Here is a 19,676-nt window from a genome sequence, read left to right as displayed (position 1 = left end):
AACCATGTCCTCGTGGGCCTCAAGTGTCCGGCGGCCCAAACTGGTTCGATCGCTCCAGATCGGGCAGATCGACGATCACCACGCTCCCACGGGGATCGCGTTCGTCGAACGCCAGCTCGCCGCCCAGCCGCGTCACCGTCCAGGAGACCAGCCAGAGACCGATTCCGCTACTGTGTCGACTCGGTGTTTCCTCGCCCTCGAGGAGAGGGTTCCGCTCTTCGGGCGGGATTCCCGGTCCGTCGTCTGCCACCTCGATCCGTCCGCCGTCTGCCGTCGAGTGGATGCAGACCGTTACCGACGGCGGCGTCCGATCGGTATGGGTTATGGCATTGTCCAGCAGTTCCGTGAGTACCGATTCGATGGCGTCAGGATCGGATCGGATGACAACCGCCCCGGGAAGATCCAGCGTCACGTCGGCGTCAGTCGCGCTGCCAGCGACCGATCGGGCGATCGTGACGAGATCACACTGGGTCCGTTCGAGGGGGTCCCCCGTCAGCACGCGTTGGGACCGGTCGACTGCGTCGGCGAGATCGACCAGCTCTGTCGCGAGTGTTTCGATCCGATCGAAATACTGTGACGCCTCTCCGGCAGGGAGTTCCTCGTCGCGGATCGGTTCGGCGAACCCGCGAATCGCGTCGAGATCGTTCCGGAGATTGTGTCGGATTACTCGGTTGAGAACCTGCAGACGCTGTTCGCGTGTCTTGCGGTCCGTAACGTCCCGGAACCGGTAGGCACGCCCGAGCACATCGCCGTCTGTGCCGGTGATCTCGGTCCGGTCGACGGCGAACTCCCGTCTCCCGGTCGTGGTCCGAAGCGTGACCGGGCGGTCCGCTGGTGGATCCTCGGGCACGTCCGTCACGTCGGCGAGCGAGTGATGCCGAAGCCGGGTCGTCTCGACGTCGAACGTCTCTGCGGCGGCCTGGTTCACGTCGAGGAGTCGATCTTCGCGATCGACGACGAGTACGGGGACGGACATCGCGTCGAGGGCCGTCTTCCGGGCGAGGTGTCCCGCCGCTGCCCCTCGTTCGAACGCGTCGGTGCCGAACGCGGTCCAGGCCAAGACGCCGACGACGGCCGCGAGTTGAACGAAGACGACCCGATAGATCGAGTCGCCACCGAGTTGTCCGCCGTAGCCGATCGCGATCGGGAGAAACGTGATCCCGACGCCTGTGAGGGCAAAGGCCACTGCTGAGTCACGCGCCAGATCGTCGTACGTCACCGCCGAGCGCACGAGTAACACCACACCGAGCAGACCAAGTGAAAACACAGCCACCTGCAGGACGAACGTCGTGAGGGACGACAGCTGGCCGAGCAGGCCCACCTGTAGTCGCGCCGTCTGCTGCGCCCAGGTGACCGCCGTGCTCGTGACTGTCAGACCACCAAGGAGGACGATCCCCGCCCATCGACGCGGCGTCATCGCCGGGCCGCGGCCGGTGTACTCGAAGACGAACGCGATCCACAGCAACGAGGCGAACGCGTACCCGCCGATGAGAAGCAACTCGCTGATCGCATCGAGTTCGATCGGCACCAAACCGGACCGGCTGAACGCGATGGTTGCGCCCATCCCGGCAAGCAGGACGGCCAGTAGTGCGTACGGCACCACCCCCGGATGATCGTGTCGTCGTGCAGTCCGACCGGCCACGATGACGCCGGTCACGAGCACGACGAGGGCACCGGCGACCCAGGCGATCCGGATCATCACGCGTCACCCCCTGTTGTGTGTGGTCGGTCCGTTTCCCGCGTGTCACCCGACGGGAGGACGACGACAACCGCCCGTCGTCCCTCCGAGGTCCGCTCGACGGAAAGATGGCCCCCGAGTTGGTCGAGTGCCAGGCGCGAAACCGCAAGCGAGAGGTCGGCGTCGGACCCCTTCTCTGCGCGATCGTTGACGTCCGGTCGGTCGTCGATGATCCGAACCGTCGGGGGGTCAGTTTCGACGGTGACTTCGACCTGCGTCACAGCATGGGCGCACGCGTCTTCGAGCACTGGTTCGAGCAGCGACGCCAGGAGCGCCGAGTTGACAGCCGTGTCGATAGCGTCCGCTGGGGTATCGACCGCCATCTTCGGGCCTGCTTCGGTAGTGATCGAATCGCGGAGTTCCCGGAGGACGGCGCCGACAGCAAGTCGCTCGTCCGGGCGGACCCCGTTCTCGGCGATAGCTCGCTCGATCGAGCGCGTCTGGGCGACGAGTGTCGTCAGCTGCGTCGTTCGCTCCCACATCCGACCGGCGACCTCCGGAGCGTCGTCGAACGACGTGTTTTCTATCTCTGTTACCTCGTCGGCCACGGCAGTCATTCGTCCCTGAATCACCTCGACGACGAAGCGACTGAGCAACGTGAGCTGTTCCTCCCTCCGCTGTCGGGCGGTCACGTCCGTACAGGTTATCAGGTGGCCGACTTGACGACCCCGTCCGTCAGTGACCGGATCGGCGGTCACGGACACCGTCGTTCCGTCCGGCAGTTCGATCCGAATTGGGTCCGCTCTCTTCGCCACGTCCGTGAGACTGATCGCGGTGGGAAACAGTGACTCGAACGCTTCTTCGAGGACCGATGCCCGCGAGACATCGAACAGCCGTTCGCCGGCGGGATTGAGGTCTCGAACCCGCCCGCTCCGATCGACGATGAGGATTCCGTCAGCCAGTTCACCGACGACGCGATCCCGCCCGAGCACCCGTACGGCGGGTGGCGTTTCGAAAACCGGATACCGGACAACGGCGAACAGAAACAAGCCGCCGGCGATCGCCGTCAGTGCCGGGCGGATGACTGGTCGTTCGAAGATCTGTGCGACGAAACTTCCGGACAACAATACGATCGCGCCACCTGCTAGCAACAACGGCTCACGGAGCGGGACTGCTTGCTGGTCGATCGACGTCCACAGGAGCAAAAATACCCCGATCGTGACGAGAAATCCCATGAGGAGGAACGTCACCGTCAGCAATTGGAATGTGAGGGGGGACGGATCCCTGACCGCCAGTGCCGCGGTCATGACGGCACCGATCGAGATCGCGCCTATGATCGCGCCGGTCGCCTGGACCACCCGCCGGGATCGACCCGTGTATCGAAAGGCGAACAGTACCCACAGCCCGCCGGCGATCACTGTGGTGGTCGTGCCGATCACGACCCACGCCGACGCCTCGACATCCCAGCCGGTCACTGCGATCGCTGCGTTCGGCGATGTGAGATCGGCCACAAGCAGGTGCAAGAGCGATCCCACGCTTGTGAACACCCCGACACCGAGCAGTGCCCGGGCGCTGGCCCGATCACGATACCGGAGCAGAACCACCACCAGCGCGACGGCTACCAGTGCCGCGAACGTTGTCGTTCCGAGCCGGAGTGCCGTATAGAGCACCATCTATCGTTCTGGGCCGCCGTCATGTCGATCCGACGCCTGGGCCCTGATCACAGCGGTGAGCAGGGATCTCTTCGACCTGCGGTCGCTGAAGTGTGTCTCTCTGGAGGCCCCCGATACTTGGATATCGGGGGTTCGAGAGAGCGTGCCGAACGGCGAGTACTCAGTCGTTCGCCGGGATCGGCCGCGGCGCGTCGAAGGGCGATCCTGTCGGCCGGTCGGATTCGACCACAATCTCGATCCCGCCGTCGTCGATCGTCACTGCCAACGAGTCGATTACGGGACGGTAGACCTTGTGATGGTGACCGTTTTCGGCCTCGATCCGGTTTTCGGTTTCGAGCAAGCCGAGATCGACGAGCGCGTTAAGCCGTCGGAACGCCGTGGGACGGGACATAGCAGTGGCCGCCGCGACTTCCCGTCCACTCTTCGGGTGGTCGAGGACGGCTTCGAAGGCTGCCCGAGCGTATTCGTCGCCGAGTGTGTCGAGCAGCGACGTCGGATCGTCGTGATTCCATACGTCATCTCGGTTGGTCGTTGCCGGGGAGGTGGGACCAATTCGGGATCGGGCTGGTTCGCTTGACATCGGTACATCGAGAGAAACGCCCTATGGAGGTATCGATGGCAGCTAGCTATCGAGGGGGTGACCGATAAGAGACTCTAGCTATACAGACTCGATCCGATCGATGCCAGCCGTCGAAACTCGGAATCGCCAACGCTGCCGGCGCTCAAGGGTCCACACTGCCCGAAAGACCGGCATTTATGGGTAGCCGCCGTTGAATAGTGATCGATGGGGGACACCGAGAACCTCCCGAACGCGCTGGTCGTGGACGACGAGCGGGAGGTCGCCGACGCCTACGCGCTCCGCCTGCGCGGACTCTGTAACGTCGAAACCGCCTACGATGGCGAGGCGGCCCTGGAGATGGTCCGCGACCGCGAGATCGACGTAGTGCTACTGGATCGGCACATGCCCGGCATGTCCGGCGATGACGTGCTCGATGAACTCGCGGCGATGGATTTCCAGGGGCGAGTGCTCATGGTGACGGCAATCGATCCAGACTTCGACATCCTCGACATGCCGTTCGACGACTATCTCTGCAAGCCGGTCGATCGCGAAGACGTCCGAGCAGCCGTGACCCAGCAGTGTACGATCCTCGGGTACGCGACGCTCGGCGAGTACTTCAGCGTCGAAGCCAAGCGCCAGGTTATCGCGGCCGAACTTCCGGCTGAGCAGCGCGAGTCTCACGAGGCCTATCAGCGAAGACAGGAACAGTCACGGCGGCTGGAGCGACGCGCGCGCCGACTGCTAGGTGAGGCGGCGAAACTCCTCGATAGCTTCGACGAGATCGCGCGCGAAAGTGGATGATTTAACGCGGAGTTGGGAGAACGACAACCGGTAGGCAGGGCGGGGTCGGATACTGAGACCCGCCTCCGACCTGGGCGGGCATAAAGAACGATGGGGCGACGGATACTCAAGCAGTGTGCAGTGTTTCCAGGTGTGAAACGCCGGAGTTTCGTCTCACCCGACGATGCAAGCCAGTCGAAGATCTCGAACACGCCAATACATTGCGTCCAGTGTCACGTGGCCCCTCATTCCGCTAACGACTGGCTGTGATGTGATTCACGTGCTCTTCTCCTGACGGTGATGACAGGCATGCTCGCGCATCTCTGTGATCGAGTCGAATCGTTGAGGGCAGTTGGAACATTTCAGGAGCGGCATCGTGATACCTCCGCGTTTCACAGTATTCGGTCCGCGTTCATATACCTGACATACGGTCAAAGGGGCATTTGAGCCACGTTCAGCGACGATCCGAACAATGCCCACAACGTCACGTAACCGTTACTCACCCGCGCTGTCGTCGAGGTGCCACGAGAGACCGAGTGTGTCCGTGATCGAACGCGGCTCCTGGAGGTGCGGAACAGTCATCGGGACGCTCTCGTTGGCGTCGTCGTCGGTATCGACCGTTTCGGGACTCGGAACGAACAGCTCCATCGTCGTGTCGTCCGTCGAATACACATTGAATTCGAGCGACTCAGTTCCGAGCAGGCGATCGATTAGTCCGTTCGAGAGCGTGATATCGGTGACTGCGTAATTCTCCACTTTGGCCTGGGATTCCTCGAGGAGTCGGTCGTATGCCACGAGAACATCGTCGTAGCAGTGGTATTCAAGCGTTCCGTACCGGAAGTACCGGGTGGTCGCTCGCAACGCCACGAAGAATCCGCCCAGGCCGAGACCGACGAGGACAAACCCGACGCTCGATGCGAGCACGCCAAAGCCGACGATCAAAGCGGTGACGAACCCGATCGAGCCAGCCAGATAGGCAAGTCCGTGAAGCAGGGCGTCGACGACCGTCGCCGTCCGACCCATCGACGTCCGGAGACGTGGCTCCACGTCCGGTGTCTCGACAGGTTCAGGTTCGATCTCGGTGCGTTTGCTTCCGTAAAGCCGTGAGAAGAGGCCCCGGCGGTCGTCATCACGTTCCAGTCGACTCGCCCGGACGTCGTAAGCGAGTTTCCCGACCGCGAGGGCGAGCACCGACCGCGCGGGATCGAGGATCGCAGTCGTCTCGACGGTCGATTCGAGGCCGAGAAAGGCCATGAACAGGAGGCCGACGACGAAGAGGTACTTGAAAGGAACGAGCAGCAAGGATCGCGGGGAGTGCGTCAAATAGTCGTTCCCACGAAAGTACTCGCGGTAGGTGTCGATCCCGCGGGTGAGAAAGACCGCGGCTCCACCGAGGAGGAACGCGGCCGCGTCGGCCTCAGTGACCGTCGGTCGCGTCAGGGCGAAGGCGACAAAGGCCAATCCCACGACGACGGGCGTGATCACGACAGCAAAGACGAGCGTCGGGACGTTCCGCGGATACACTGGCGGGAAGGGACCCAGCGACCCGACCGCGCCGCGTTTCTCCTGGAGTGGCCCGAGCAGCCTGAAGCGATCGTCGATGGCGTTGTTGGGTCGCTTATGGGCAAAGGGGATCTTGATCACGGTCCAGACGCAAATCGCGGCTAGTTCGGCCTGGTAGACGAGCAACAGCGCCGTCGGCGACCACCCGAAAAAGATGACGCCGACAATCGGGACGAGGTTCCCCACGACGACGGGGAGATCACGAAGCCAGGCGGGGGCGGGCAACGGATCCGTGGTGGAGGGCAAGACGCACACGTTCTGGGGTGCAGATGGCGATCCTCTTCGGTTTGTCGGTCACGTCAGTACGTACATGTCCCGACAGTGAGTCCGTATTTCCGAATTGCTGACTCAGCAAATCTGGTTTACCCGGTCGCATTTGTCGGTAATCCTGGCAAATGACAGGAGAACTGCGTTGTAATCAGATTCGTCCGGAACCGCCTCCGAACGTCCCAGCCGTCGAGGACGAGCGTGCCCCGCCGAGTTCGCCGAAGTCCATGTCCTCGAAGTGCTTGGGCGCGGTATGCTCGGTCGCGTAGACGTAGAGGGCAGTCTTGGCGATGCCGCTGAGTGCCTTGCCGACGAGCAGTCCGATCACGACAGCAGTCCCCCCGACCGACAGCGTCGCCACCAGCTGGACGGTCCCCAGGCCGGCCGTCGCGACGTAGGTGATCGCACCGAGGACGACGCCACCCAGGGCCAGCAGGACGGTCACGACGTCGATCGCACCCATCGCGCCGATGGACTCGCCCCAGGTGTCCTTGAACGTCCGCGCGCTCTCTTTGAACAGCTCCGTGATCGAGGGGTCCCGAAAGACGATCACCGGGACGACGAAGTACGTCATCACGCTCCAGGCGACCGCGAAGACCGCGGCGAGTAGGTGGGCAACGAGGTTGTCCTCGCTCTCGATCGCGCGGAGGATCACGCCGACGATGGCGGCGACGACCGACCAGACAAGCAGTGGTAATTTCCGCTGCCAGGCGGCCGCCAACGCGGCGCGGATCGACGGCTCATCGCCGCGGAACGCCGTTCGGGTCGCGACGACCAGTGCCGCCGTGAAGAACGACGCGATAAACGTCTCGACGAGGTACGCGACGAACAGCGCGACGAAGATCGCCGGGCCGGGCACTTCGAAGAACGGGCCGGTGAAAACGAGACTCCCGAACAGCGTCGCGAGGAACGCGAGGCCCGAGAGCCCGCCGATCAGTGGAAATACCAGCAGTTTCGGATGGGTTCGGAGCACGCGGACGCTCCGGCGTGCCATGCCGAACCCGATCATGAGACGTTTGATCACTCCCATACCCGCGTTTCCGGGTCACGACCGATAAAAGAGCTTGCCACAGTTTCCGACTCCGAAACGCCGAACAACCCGTATATCCCCCGCTGCCAAACGGGAACCCAGCCCGAGATGTTGCTACTGAAAACACATGTGAAGGAGTGGACTGGAGATGATGCGTAACAGACGGCAGTTTCTCGCTGCAGTGGGAGGTACGATTAGTATAGTGTCAGTCTCGGGCTGTCTCGGAGTCCTCCCCTCCAGTGAGACCGACTCAAGGTACCCGGGCGGGACAGTCGTCATCGAGAACAACAGCGATCAGTCGCTGACCGTCTCAATTACGATCGTCGAGGACGAATACGACGCGGCGATCGAAACGTCAGTGCCCGCCGGCGAGACCCAGGTTCGACGAAAGTTCGTCGATGCCGACGCAGGCGAGGTCATCACGCTCGCGGCACGCCTCGGTGACAGTGGTGATCCGGCGACGTTCAACTTCTTCCCCGCCGGCGGAGAAAACAATGCTCGACCGGAAATCGCACGACTGACGGTGCAAAACGCTGTCGAGGCAAGCGCGCAATGGACTGCGGAACGTGGGAAACGATAAAGAAGGATCGTCCACGGTTCTGGATCAGCAACAGAGACATTTGGTTCTGATTTAGGTAAATTCGGGGGAGGATTATTGTGAGCGGATTTGAGGTGCGTGAAAGATCAAGAAATTTCAGCATGGAGTGTATTCGACCCCGCCATACAGCGTATAAATTCGCAATCCGACATGCGATTACCCATCTGCATGTCGTCTTTGGATCTCAGGAAAAGGGTGAGAGCCAAGGGCCGGATTTGAACCGGTAGTTCACATGCCGTAATTTAAAGGGGTGGGAGCCCCATGTACTGGTATGACCGATCCGGGCGATCAGATCGACACGCTCCGGGAGCGTATCCAGGATTCCGAAGAGATCAGCGAGGACGACAGGGCGGCACTGCTCGAGTTCAGTGACCAGCTCTTCTTGCTCCAGACCGAGTACAGCGACCACCGGCACCTCAAGCTCCTCCGGCACTGCACGCGGATGGCCGAACACGTCGGCGGGGTGGCCGACGCGCTGGACGACCGCGAGGCGACCGAAGAACTCGTTCGCTGGATCAACCGCACCTACGACAACGAGGAGACGAACCGGGACTACCGTGTCGCACTCAGCGTCTTCGGACGGCGAACGACCGACGAGAACGGCGACGAACCGCCCGAGAGCATCGAGTGGGTACCGTCCGGCACCTCGAACAACTACGACCCCGCGCCGAACCCCGGCGACATGCTCCACTGGGAGGAAGACGTTCTCCCGATGATCGAGGCGACGAACCACAGTCGGGACGCCGCGTTGATCGCCGTCGCGTGGGACTCCGGTGCGCGCAGCGGCGAGATCCGCAGTCTCACCATCGGCGACGTCGCCGACCACCGCCACGGCTACCAGCTTACCTTCCAGGGCAAGACCGGTCAGCGGACGGTCACGCTGATTCCGTCCGTTCCCTATCTCCAGCGGTGGCTCGCTGATCATCCCGCGCGGGACGATCCGAACGCGCCGCTGTGGTGCAAGCTGAACCGTGCCGAGGAGTTCTCCTACCGGATGTTCACGAAGATCCTCGAGGGCGCCGCCGAGGACGCGGACGTGAACAAGCCCGTCACGTTCACCAACTTCCGGAAGAGTTCCGCGAGTTATCTCGCCTCGCAGGGCATGAACCAGGCCCACATCGAGGATCACCACGGGTGGGTCCGCGGCAGCGACGTGGCGGCGCGCTACGTCAGCGTCTTCGGCGAGGACGCCGACCGCGAACTCGCGAAGATCCACGGCGCCGAAATCGACGAGGACGACGAGCCCGATCCCATCGCGCCGATGGACTGTCCACGTTGCGGGAAGGAGACTCCCCGCGAGAAGGACTTCTGTGTCTGGTGCGGCCAGGCGACCTCCCACGACGCCGTCGAGGAGATCAAGGCCGAAGAGCAGGACCTCCGGGACTCCATTCTGACCCTCATCAAGGAGGATCCCGACCTCCTCGACGACATCGAGAAAGCCCAAGAGGCGATGACGGTCTTCGAGAACCGGCCTGATCTCCTCGAAGACGCCGAACGATTCCGTGAAGCGCTGAGCGACAGTTGACATTCGGATTGCACCCGGCACTCGTACGCTGCACGAGTGGGTAAGATCGGGCGTGGTGGTTCCAGAGGTGCCAGAAGCGGCCAGTCGCAAAATCGGGTCTGTGAATTCAGAATAAAACAGGACTACTTTAGCCGCGCAACATGAATACACAGTGAGATGGATCGGCTCGTCTATTATCATCACCCACAGGCCGAAAATTTCTCTCTTACATTTAGCTCGGCGTCACCGGCGGAGATTCGTTCCCGGCGAGAGCAATCCGACGAGTCGACCAAGCTGATCGGGTATCCGTTCGAAACACCAGTGTATGTGCTCTATGAGGGGGATAAAGAGGTCGAATCAGCACACGAGATCGACTTCGATAGAAACTGGCTGACCGAACGAATTCGTACCCTCCCCCGTGCTGGAAAAGTCGTAACGTTCCGGTTAGTGGAGCTGCTGGAAGCCGCTGTAGATGTTCGAGAAGCGGATGAGTTTCGGCTCTACAAGGAGTTCGAGCCGCAAAAGATCCAACAGGCACTCGATCACGTGTCCTGGGGTGGACCACTTCCAAAGGTTGCTGGGGAAGTGATGTCGAACTTGATTCTCCGGCATTCCCTCCCAAATGCGAATCATCGTACCGGGATCGCGATGCTTCAATTCTGTATTGAAAGTGTGGAACCGGACTTCGCGATGCCACGAACTCACGTCGACGACAGCGCCTGGCGAGAGTGGGTTGACCCCTACATTGTCGATTCGAAGCGACTCATCACCGTCCGTCGAAACAACGTCCGATTCAAAACGCTCGCAGAGCTTGATGTCGACCTCGTCGAACGGAAAGATGGCATCCAAATCCGTTTGGCCGAATTCGAACTGGATATGCACTGGCGAGAAGCACTCTCGAAGTACGCTGGGCTGCACGAATCGCACTGTACGGAGTTCGCTCAGGCAGTCCTACAGCGTGCAGAGCGTGATGACCTGCTCGACCGTCAGGGGCCAACGAAACAAGAGTTCATCACGTATCTCGAGGACGGCCTCGTCGAACGAGACTTCAGAGAAATGTTCTAATCAGTCGCGAAGCTCTGCGACTGACTGACCGACCTCGCGAACGTGTTCACTCCGCTCGAGGTCGAGTTCCTCGGCGAGGTAGTCGACTGTCTCTTCGAGGCTCATACTGGAATAGAGTCCATCGAGTAGTATAAACCTAGTGCTGGGCCTTGAGAACGATGAATGAGGGTCGAAGATCAGAGCGCGACAACTCACATCAAGTCAGTACTTCGCGACCTGTCTCCAGTTCCTCGACGACCTGATCGAGTTCCGGATCGGACAGCCCACGAATGAGCAGTGCGGCCGCGTAGGCCCGGATCTCGATGCTGCTACCGTGCCGAAGGATGTACTCGAGCTGTTCGCGGTTCTCCCGGGCGTACTTCCGGGTCGATTCCGGCACATCACCGGTCACGAGGCGTTCACCTCGATTGGGTCGATCCTGTCGCCGGTCTCCGGGTCTCGCAGGGAGTCGAACTCGGGGTTTGCGCCGTGGAGACGACTACAGTCGTGACACCAGTAGTGGCCGTTCGACCGCGTCCACGCGGTGTGGCCGTTCGGACAGACTGGTCGATCGAAGCCGTCCCCGAACACAGGGTCGTTTCGGGACATTGCAAATCAACGAGGGACTGCCAGAAACGTAAGCAAAGGCGCGCTACTTCCGGAATTTCACGAGTTCGCTGATTAGGGATTTTCGCGAGACAGCCGACGGAATGGCACCCGTCGCCTATGCTTAGGATACCTGATGGAGAAGATGGATCAGACCGACGCGCTGATTTCTGTCGTCGCGAGCAACCGTGCGAGCAAGGACAGGTCCTCGCGATAGTCGAGCGGATCGAGCCAGCGATCGGGGAGTGACTCCGCCCCGAATCGAGCGCCGGCGACAGCACCAGCCACGGCACCAATCGTGTCCGTATCGCCACCGCGATTCACGGCCGACACGATCGCCGCTTCGGCCGAGTCCGCTGTCAACGCGTCGTATAGCGCCGTCTGCAGCGTGTGGACGACGTAGCCGCTGGTTTCGAGGTCGGTGTCGTCGATCAAATCCGGGACCAACCGAAGCGTCTCGACCAGTTCGTCCGGCGCCTCTCCATCGACACGAGCGAGCGCGTCACCGAACGGATCGTCCTCGCCGCGGAGATAGCCGGCGATCGTCTCGTTCAATATGGCACAGCCGTACTGACATCGCGGGTCGTGATGGGTGATCGCCGAGGATTGCTTGCTCACCCTGGCGAGCGTGTCGGGGTCGTCGGCGAAGGCAATCGCGTGGGGCGCACACCGCATGACGCTCCCGTTCCCGGCGTTCGATCCTTCGGCGCGGTGTTGCCAGACCTCCTGGCCGGCCGACCGCCAGTCCGTCCCGTGGCTGTACTCCCGGAGCGCGTCGGCGGTCATCAACCCGATGTCGAACGGGTCGTCTTCGAACCACTCCAGAAACCGGTCGGCGATATCCTGGCCGTCGAAGCGTTCGTTCTCGACGAGACTCCGTGCGATCCGAAGGGCCAGTTCGGTATCGTCGGTGACGGTCCCCGCTGGCTTGCCGTGCGTGCCGTCTGCGAGCATCTCCGTGACAGTGCCGTGCTGTCGAGCGATCTCGTCGCAAGGTGTGAATTCGAGCGGTCGTCCGAGTGCGTCACCGCAGGCCAACCCGAGGAGAACGCCTTCGGCAGCGTCGGTCGAAACCATGCGCGAACCCACGATCACCAGTCCGTTAAACCCACTCCCACTCGGCAACTCCGATCCCGCCGTCGCCGTATCATTGATTCCCTGGCTCTCGTTCGTGGATCGTCGTTGCCTCCGTGAAGTGGATCTCTCGATCACCGTTGTACTCGCTGACTTCGACCTCGTCGAAGACGTACGTCGCTCCCTCCGCCACGACTGGCGGGTCAGTTCGCTCCCACGAGACGAACTTAATTCTGCCACTCTCGTCTTCGAGCAAGCCCGCCTGTGCCTGACTTTCGTGCGGGTCGTCCCACAGCGTGGCCACCGTCGCAGTGATGCGCACTCGGTCGCCGACCTCACCGGGATCGACGACGCTCTCACTCCGCGCGAGGTACGCATCGATTTCGTCGAGAAACCCGGACTCCTCGCCCGCCTTCGTCAGCAGATCGAGCGTCGCTTCCGAGCGTGTCAGGGCGACGTAGAAGAGGCGGCGCTCCTCGGCGTCGGTGTTCGCCGAGACATCACGGACGGGGTTCAGCAGTTCGTTGTTGCGGACGTCGGGTGCAAATCCGTCCTCGCCCCGAGCAACGTGGAGGAGGATGACGTGCGGTGCCTCGCGCCCTTTCGCCTGGTGGGCGGAGAAGACCGACACGCCAGCGCCGCTCCCAGCCGGTGCACCGTCGGGCCGATATCGGTCGCCGTCTGCTTTGCCGTCGTAGGGAATGCTCCGCGCTTCGAGCGCCTCTTTGACCTGATCGACGAACGGCGCCCCACTATCGTATCGCGAGAGGATCATTACGTCCTCTGGATCACTGTCCTCGTTCAGGTACTGCTCGACGAGAGTCGCCGCGTACTCGCCGACCCGGTCCGCATACTGCCACTCGTCGTACCCGTCGAGCACGTGGAGCCGTGGTGTCGTCTCCCGGCCACTGCAGGCCACGGGACTTTTCTCGATCTGCGTGGGATTGTTCGCGATCAGGTCCGTGCTCGCCTCCAGGACGGTTGCCGGGCAGCGATAGGTCTCGCGGAGTTCGGTGATCGCTGCCGGCCCGAAGTACTCCTCGAAGTCCACGAAATACTCGACGACAGCGCCACGGAACGCGTAGATGCTCTGCCAGTCATCGCCGACGCAGAAGAGGTGCGGTGCGTCGGGACCGTCGGTCAGCGCGTCGAGCAGTCTGATCTGACTGATCGCGACGTCCTGGAACTCGTCGACGAGGACGTGCTCGAACTGCGACTGGAAGCGGTCCGGGTCCTCGCGAACGGCCGCGACGGCGTCGTAGATCATGTCGTCGAAGTCCACGAGACCGTTCCGTCGCTTCCAGTCTTCGTACTCCTCGAGGAGGATGGACCCACAGACACCGAAGTGATACTCGCGGGGATCGTGCCGCGACAGATCGGCTCGGATCTCGTCGGGATCGGTATCGAAGGTCCCGGCGTTGTCGATGAACTTCGCGAAGAGTCCGATGAGGTGTTGCTCTCGCTCGTGGTCGTCGAGAGCGTGATCGACGAGGTCGTCGAAGCTCATCGGATCCAGTCGGACGCCATGTCTCGCGAGGCGATGGGTGAGGGCCTTCTCCAGAGTGCCGGCCCAGTATTCGAAATCGTAGGTTTCGACCAGGGTGTGGCCACTCGACGCGAACTGCTGGCGTGCCCACGCGAGTTTCTCGCGGTACTCCTCGCTGGTCCAGGCAAACCACGGCGCGACGGCACCGTTCTCGTCGATCCCCCAGTGTTCGATGGTAATGTCGTATTCGGGCAGAGAGAAATCCGGACTGTAAACGTCCCTGTCCTCGCCCGTCTCGGCCCATTCGGCGATCGCCTCGTACTGATACTCGACGCCGTGCGTGAACAGGAAGTCCGCGATGGCCTTCTCGGCCTGCGATGCGACCGTTTCGCCGGCGAGCGTCTCGTAGGACCGTTCGGACCGGGCCCGGACGTACTCGGCTCGCGATTCGTGATCGTTGGGGACCGGCGTCTCGGTCGAGTAGTGGGTCAGAAACTGGCGATAGTGCCGGGCGAACGCGGCATCGTCCCCATCGAGTTTGTCGCGGATCCGTTCCTCGACGAAGTTTCGACGGTCGCGATCGTCGATCGTCGAGCGATGCCCGTCCGTGGCCTGGCGTGCGATCCCATTTGCGAAACTGTGGAAGGTTTCCACGGTGACCTCGGTAATGCCGAAGCGCTCGTCGAGGCGCTTCTGAATCTCGTCTCTGGCGTTTCGGGTGAGTGTGACGGCGGCAATCCGATCCGGATCGACACCGCGTTCGATCTGGTAGGCGATCCGGTGCGTGAGGACGAGTGTCTTGCCGGTCCCCGCACCGGCGATGACCTGATTGTACTCATCGTTCCGGACGACCGCTTTTCGCTGGTCGCGATTCAGGTCGTGGTCTGCCTCGTCGATATCCGTGAAGAGGTTCTCGTACTGCTCCAGCTGTCGCTCCACGAACTCCTCGTTGTATCCGTCGAGACGTGCAGTGATTCCCTGTAGCTCCGATCTGATCGAGTCCAACCGATCGCGGTCGTTGCTCGAATAGGGGAACGGCCACGTCGTCGATCGAAGTTCGTCGTACTCGTCGATCGCACGCTGAAGGCTTTCGGAGAACCCGCGTCGTTCCCGCGTCGTCAAGTAGTGTTCACCGTCGAGAAGCGCCGTTTGTTCCTCGTTCAGAGAAGCGAGTTCGTCTTCGAGAGTCGCAAGTGCTGATTCGAATTTGCGGCGTCGTTCGTCCGGATCGCCGAGCCACAATCGAACGAGGGGATCGGGGGCATACCGACGGAACAGACGAACCGGCAGTGACGGCTCATCGACCGATTCGATTTCGTTTGTCCCGACGGTTCCCATAGGGCAATTTCTCTCGACGATCCTAAATAAACATCCGGCACGTCGGCGACCGGCCTTGCTCTGCATCAGGAGAGGTCTGTCATAGGACTGTTTACAATATTTTGTGTTCTATGAGTGGGAGTGAAACAGGCGCTCAGTAGATGGCCGTGTGGACTATCGGGATATTTACCATTTTATATATTCGGCTACCAGTGTATGATACAAAGCACAAATACTCCACCCTCGTTTCAAATCATTCTTTTAAAAATACGCCAGGATAAGTCCAGCTATTCGTCCAACGGCTCCTGACCGATCTTGTCCCCATCCTGGTACGCCGACGCGTGGGCGGCCTGCGGGTTGTCTTTTGGTACCGTGATGTGTTCTTCGAAATCGTCGGTGTTAGCCGTGAACTGGATGTGTTCGTTCGGATTCTCCTTGTACAGCGTACCATCGGAGAGCAACCGGTCAGCGTCCCGAATCTGGCCTTGAGTGAAACCGGGGGCGGGTTCGTTTACTGGGTCAATGCTCATGGGCCGATTCACCCATCATTGGGTATGTGATTCAAAAGTATAAATTTAACGCCGCTCTTATCTGGTAATCCCCAGAGTATGCTATATTATTTGTGTTTCTTTGTATATACTCACGAGTTCATTAAACGCTTCACGGGTATCGCCTTCAGGATGCTCGACCTGCCGTTTTAATTCAAGAACTCTGTCGAGAGACGAACCTGGCATTATTTCGAGTTCTGATACCAAGTCTGGTAGTTCTTGGGGAGGAACGTGACGGTAGCCCTTCTCAGCAGTTTTTATATATGCTTCATAGATTATTGCCTGAGCAGTGCTCTCTGCCGCTCTATAGATATTAACTTCAGCAATATTTTCGATAAACTCTGAGTCTGGGTCTGCTGTCGTAACCGCTTTGCGGAGATCGGCTTCGATCTTCTCATCGAGCGTCAGCGGTTCCATTGACTGTACCATTGTAACTATATATGGGTCATATTGGTCAATACGGTGTAAAATATCTTCCAGACTGTAATGGACGACATCAACTGGCCATCCAGCATCTATCTCCTCCGAAAGTTCCTTCCCAACGACCTCTACGTTAACGTCATCAATGACTACAATATCCAAGTCACTCATTTTGTTGCCTGTACCCTGAATACGGGATCCAGTCGCAAACGCTGAAATGGACTCTTCCCGGAGGTATTTCTCCACTTTCTCAAGTTCCCTTTCCAGTTTCACCATTTTATCCATATTTTCACAAACAGTGGTAAGAGTCTTGCTCCAGTTCATTTGGAAGATTAACTACGGCGATGCGACGGGTATTATAATATGAGAACGCTGAGCAGGCCGTTATAGAGCTTTTCTATGGGAGATACATCCTCTTTATCGGCCACGCGGGTCATAATAGAAATCGGCTAGATATCGGAATATCAAGACATCCTTTCTATATTTCTCACACTCTTACACTCGATATCGGGTAGGGAACGTTTCTATGATGGGTTATCAGGAGATTTGTCCTTCGAGAAATTCGAGTAACGCGTCGATATCGTCACTCGACGCCGCAGACTGGCCGAATAGACTCTTGAACCGGTGGTCGAGACCGCCCTCCGCGATGAACTCCCGTGCGTCTTCGAGTTGCGCCTGCAAGGCGCCCGGGTCGCCACGGTGGATGTGCGTTTCGACGATATCGAGGTCGATTTCCGGAACGGCAGCCAGTACGTCTGCGAGATCCGTCGGGCGTGCGCTGTGTAGTTTCGCGGCGACCAGAATCTCGCCATCTGCCGTGCGCGCCGTCGTCGATTTCGACCCACCGGAGATCGCTCGCTCGGTGCTGTGATCGCGGAGATACGCGAGCGACCACTCCGCGTCGGTCTGCCGACAGCCAAGGCCGTTCACCAGCACGTCGACGCCGACGGGATGGACGAGGTCCTCGGAGCGCTCGAACAGTTCGATTTCTCGATCGTAGATGGTCTCCTCGGGCGGGACTTCGAGGGCGTCCTGGCGCTCGAAGTGATGGGCTTCGAGAAACGCGACGACATCGTCGTATTCGTCGGGAGCGATGACGAGATCCAGATCAGTCGAGAAGCGCGTTTCGAACTGGCTGACGGCATACCCGCCGACGAGCACGAAGTCGATGTCCGACTCCTGGAGGTCCTCAAGCACCTCGATCAGGGCCTCGCTGCGTTCTTCCTGGCTCATGCTGGCTCCATCCGGTAGTCCGCGTCGCTGTCGACCTCGTCGTACATGCGATCGAGCATGGATAAGGCCGACTGGAACGTGGCGTAGTATTCCCGGGCGAATTCGACCGTCTCGTCCAGCGTGATGACCGGACGGCCGTCGACCGATTCCGCGTCGATCGAGTCACGAGATTCGACGACGACCTGGAGTGGGCCGTCGATATTCTCGCGCGGTTGTCGCTCGCGGGAGACGGGGATATCGAACTGGTCGAAAAATCGCTCCCAGCCTTCGAAGTCGGATTCCTCGACGGCGATGAAGAGGGGATAATCGTCTGGTTCGCGCGCGACCTGGTAACCGCCACGCGTCCAGACGTACACCGCGTCGATCCCGGTGAACGCGAAGTCCATATTGGCGAACTGCGGGAGGACGTAGGCCTCGGAAATTGACGGTGGTGAGACGCCTGCCGAGGCCGCGAGCAGTTGCAGTCCAGCGTCTCGGACCCCGTCGTCGAGGACAGTGAGTCCGTCGTCGTATTCAACGTAGCCCTCGGCTTCCAGACGATCGACGGTCCGGCGGATCGTCTCGCGGTTCTCGTCGATCTTCCGTGCGACGCCGACGATCGTATCGCCCGGATCGATCGCGAGCAACGTCTTCAGCTCCTTTTCGCCGCATGCAGTATACATCTGTCTTCTTATGGTTGCACATAGATGTGCAAGAGTAAAGTATCTTATCGTCGGGCCGTGATTGGCCGTCATGCTCGGATCCAGGCTTCGCCTGCTGGTTATAGCAATCACGACGGACTCGGCGGTGCCAGACTCCGATAGCGGCGGTCCTGCGTCGATCCTTCGGCCGCGACCAGGTTGTACCGCACCATCTTCTTGAGATAGCTCCGAACGGTTCGATCGGATTTCGGATTGTCGACGCGAGACCGGTACTCCGGATACAGATCGCCGGGGGCGATCGACTCGTGCTCCTCGATGATCTCGTAGATCACCTGCTGATGCTCCGATAGCGCGTCCAGATTCTTCTGGCGGAGTTCCTCGCGGGCGTCGGGGACAGCCTGCTTCACGTGGTCGGTCGTGATCTGCTCGGCACCGTCTCGATCGGCCTGTCGCGCGGCAAGTTTGAGCGTCGCGATCGCGACGCGGGCGTCCCCGCCAGCCTCGTCGGCGATCGCCTCGAGTTGCTCCTGTGAAATCGCGTCGTGCGTGAGCGCCCGGTCGGCCCGCTCGCGGAGGATGTCGACGAGTTCGTCGGTCGTGTACGCGTGAAAGCGGATACGCTCGGCACTGCGAAGGCGGCTCGCCAGGCGTTCGTCCACCTCGGCGAGGAGTTCCTCGACGTCGTTCACGATCAGGACCAGCGAGAACGACTGCAAGCCAAGCAGTTCGTAGAGGACCTTCCGGTCCGCGAGCTGGTCGACCTCGTCGAGGATGACGACACAGGGTGGGCCGTCGTGATCGCGAAGACGGTCGAACAGTACGTCACGCGGCGTTGACTGGCGATGGATATCGACGGTACTCGTGACTTCGTCGAGGATTCGGAAGAGTACCTGGAAACGCGAGTGGTCGTTCCAGCAGTTGACGTAGATGGATTCGACATCGAGATTTTCTTCTTTCAGCTGTTCGACGGTGTACTTCGAAATGCACGTCTTGCCTGACCCCGAGGGGCCACTGATGAACGCCGTGTCGGCGGGGCGACCGTCTGCGAGTGGCTGGAGGACACTTGATAAGTGGTTGATCTCCGGATCGCGGTGGACCACCTCTCGGGGAACGAACTCCTCCCGGAGGAAGCGGGCGTCTCTGAGCATATTCGTTCGTTAATCAGCCGACATATTAAATGGCGGAGGGGCAATTCCGGAATTTCCAGAAAGAGTACCATGCTACTGGTTCGAATGAGGTCCTGGCTTGGTCAGGTCGCGAACTCATCCCGAAATGTATCGTCAGAAACGCCAAATTTGTTCTCGATCGCTATAAGATCAGATATCAAATATTTTAACAAGGCTCAATTACATGGAATTAGTCTGATCTTGGCCGTTGGCCAGTAGTGAGGATGGGATGGTAACTCCCAGGATAAGTGTCATATTCCTATTACTGCAATCGCAGTCAGTACCTTTTGAAGATCTAGATAGAGTCGAGTATGTGATGAACGGACATTCCGATCAATATCGATGGAAACTACCGAAGGTTGAACTCGTCGATCACAGCACTGTAAAACTATATTGAGGAGAGTGAGGACTCCGTTACGTATATTTTCCGGGTCAATAGTGTCTTGGTAAGTGCATACACAACCCCCACAGCGGCTGATTTTAGCACGA

Annotated in this window: 18 protein-coding genes; 4 read left to right on the top strand and 14 right to left on the bottom strand. The window is 60.2% G+C overall.

Annotated elements, in window-relative coordinates; translation table 11 throughout:
- Positions 1-19: 19 nt before the first annotated feature.
- From HUTA_RS08500 to HUTA_RS08490, 3 genes are all read right to left on the bottom strand, one after another.
- On the bottom strand, positions 20-1,699 hold the full coding sequence (locus HUTA_RS08500; protein ID WP_015789487.1) for an ATP-binding protein: 1,680 nt from the start codon (positions 1,697-1,699) through the stop codon (positions 20-22).
- Positions 1,699-3,351, bottom strand: a complete 1,653-nt coding sequence (locus tag HUTA_RS08495) for a PAS domain-containing protein (RefSeq protein WP_015789486.1) — start codon at positions 3,349-3,351, stop codon at positions 1,699-1,701. The genes HUTA_RS08500 and HUTA_RS08495 overlap by 1 nt, the downstream gene beginning before the upstream one ends.
- 160 nt (positions 3,352-3,511) lie before the next feature.
- Complete coding sequence (locus HUTA_RS08490) at positions 3,512-3,931, bottom strand: winged helix-turn-helix domain-containing protein (protein ID WP_015789485.1); 420 nt, start codon at positions 3,929-3,931, stop codon at positions 3,512-3,514.
- A gap of 204 nt (positions 3,932-4,135) precedes the next feature.
- Between HUTA_RS08490 and HUTA_RS08485 the strand changes: the two genes are divergently transcribed.
- Complete coding sequence (locus tag HUTA_RS08485; protein ID WP_015789484.1) at positions 4,136-4,711, top strand: response regulator; 576 nt, start codon at positions 4,136-4,138, stop codon at positions 4,709-4,711.
- A gap of 474 nt (positions 4,712-5,185) precedes the next feature.
- Here HUTA_RS08485 and HUTA_RS08480 read toward each other — a convergent pair whose 3' ends face one another.
- On the bottom strand, positions 5,186-6,499 hold the full coding sequence (locus HUTA_RS08480; protein WP_049941265.1) for a DUF6498-containing protein: 1,314 nt from the start codon (positions 6,497-6,499) through the stop codon (positions 5,186-5,188).
- Between the two features lie 172 nt (positions 6,500-6,671).
- On the bottom strand, positions 6,672-7,550 hold the full coding sequence (locus tag HUTA_RS08475) for a DUF6159 family protein (RefSeq protein ID WP_015789482.1): 879 nt from the start codon (positions 7,548-7,550) through the stop codon (positions 6,672-6,674).
- Between the two features lie 202 nt (positions 7,551-7,752).
- Between HUTA_RS08475 and HUTA_RS08470 the strand changes: the two genes are divergently transcribed.
- The 3 genes from HUTA_RS08470 to HUTA_RS08460 all read left to right on the top strand — a co-directional run bounded on the left by HUTA_RS08470 (position 7,753) and on the right by HUTA_RS08460 (position 10,717).
- Positions 7,753-8,130 carry a hypothetical protein gene (locus HUTA_RS08470; protein WP_049941264.1) on the top strand — a complete coding sequence of 126 codons (378 nt, stop codon included), beginning with the start codon at positions 7,753-7,755 and terminating at the stop codon, positions 8,128-8,130.
- 289 nt (positions 8,131-8,419) lie between these two features.
- Positions 8,420-9,673, top strand: coding sequence for a tyrosine-type recombinase/integrase (locus HUTA_RS08465; RefSeq protein WP_015789480.1), 1,254 nt, complete (start codon positions 8,420-8,422; stop codon positions 9,671-9,673).
- Between the two features lie 156 nt (positions 9,674-9,829).
- On the top strand, positions 9,830-10,717 hold the full coding sequence (locus HUTA_RS08460) for a hypothetical protein (protein ID WP_015789479.1): 888 nt from the start codon (positions 9,830-9,832) through the stop codon (positions 10,715-10,717).
- 196 nt (positions 10,718-10,913) lie between these two features.
- Here HUTA_RS08460 and HUTA_RS08455 read toward each other — a convergent pair whose 3' ends face one another.
- From HUTA_RS08455 to HUTA_RS08415, 9 genes are all read right to left on the bottom strand, one after another.
- Positions 10,914-11,108 (bottom strand): hypothetical protein, encoded by a 195-nt coding sequence (locus HUTA_RS08455; protein ID WP_015789478.1) that lies wholly within the window; start codon positions 11,106-11,108, stop codon positions 10,914-10,916.
- Positions 11,105-11,305: a hypothetical protein gene (locus HUTA_RS08450; protein WP_015789477.1), complete on the bottom strand. Its 201-nt coding sequence runs from the start codon at positions 11,303-11,305 to the stop codon at positions 11,105-11,107. Before HUTA_RS08450 ends, HUTA_RS08455 begins: the two co-directional genes overlap by 4 nt.
- 147 nt (positions 11,306-11,452) lie before the next feature.
- Entirely contained in the window at positions 11,453-12,379 is a 927-nt protein-coding gene (locus HUTA_RS08445; RefSeq protein WP_015789476.1) for an ADP-ribosylglycohydrolase family protein, read from the bottom strand.
- 70 nt (positions 12,380-12,449) lie between these two features.
- Positions 12,450-15,200, bottom strand: a complete 2,751-nt coding sequence (locus tag HUTA_RS08440) for a UvrD-helicase domain-containing protein (protein ID WP_015789475.1) — start codon at positions 15,198-15,200, stop codon at positions 12,450-12,452.
- Positions 15,201-15,466: 266 nt separating this feature from the next.
- Positions 15,467-15,709: a hypothetical protein gene (locus HUTA_RS08435; protein WP_015789474.1), complete on the bottom strand. Its 243-nt coding sequence runs from the start codon at positions 15,707-15,709 to the stop codon at positions 15,467-15,469.
- A gap of 81 nt (positions 15,710-15,790) precedes the next feature.
- Entirely contained in the window at positions 15,791-16,471 is a 681-nt protein-coding gene (locus HUTA_RS08430; RefSeq protein WP_015789473.1) for a nucleotidyltransferase domain-containing protein, read from the bottom strand.
- Between the two features lie 213 nt (positions 16,472-16,684).
- Entirely contained in the window at positions 16,685-17,380 is a 696-nt protein-coding gene (locus HUTA_RS08425; protein WP_015789472.1) for a nucleotidyltransferase family protein, read from the bottom strand.
- On the bottom strand, positions 17,377-18,042 hold the full coding sequence (locus HUTA_RS08420; RefSeq protein ID WP_015789471.1) for a hypothetical protein: 666 nt from the start codon (positions 18,040-18,042) through the stop codon (positions 17,377-17,379). Before HUTA_RS08420 ends, HUTA_RS08425 begins: the two co-directional genes overlap by 4 nt.
- Before the next feature lie 107 nt (positions 18,043-18,149).
- The gene (locus tag HUTA_RS08415) at positions 18,150-19,169 is read right to left on the bottom strand and encodes a Cdc6/Cdc18 family protein (protein ID WP_015789470.1); all 1,020 of its coding nucleotides are present in this window, start codon (positions 19,167-19,169) and stop codon (positions 18,150-18,152) included.
- Positions 19,170-19,676: the final 507 nt, after the last annotated feature.

Source organism: Halorhabdus utahensis DSM 12940 (genome assembly GCF_000023945.1).
Classification (GTDB): Archaea; Halobacteriota; Halobacteria; order Halobacteriales; family Haloarculaceae; genus Halorhabdus; species Halorhabdus utahensis.
The sequence above is the reverse complement of the archived record's forward strand: the minus strand, read 5'-3'. Positions and strand labels throughout refer to the sequence as shown.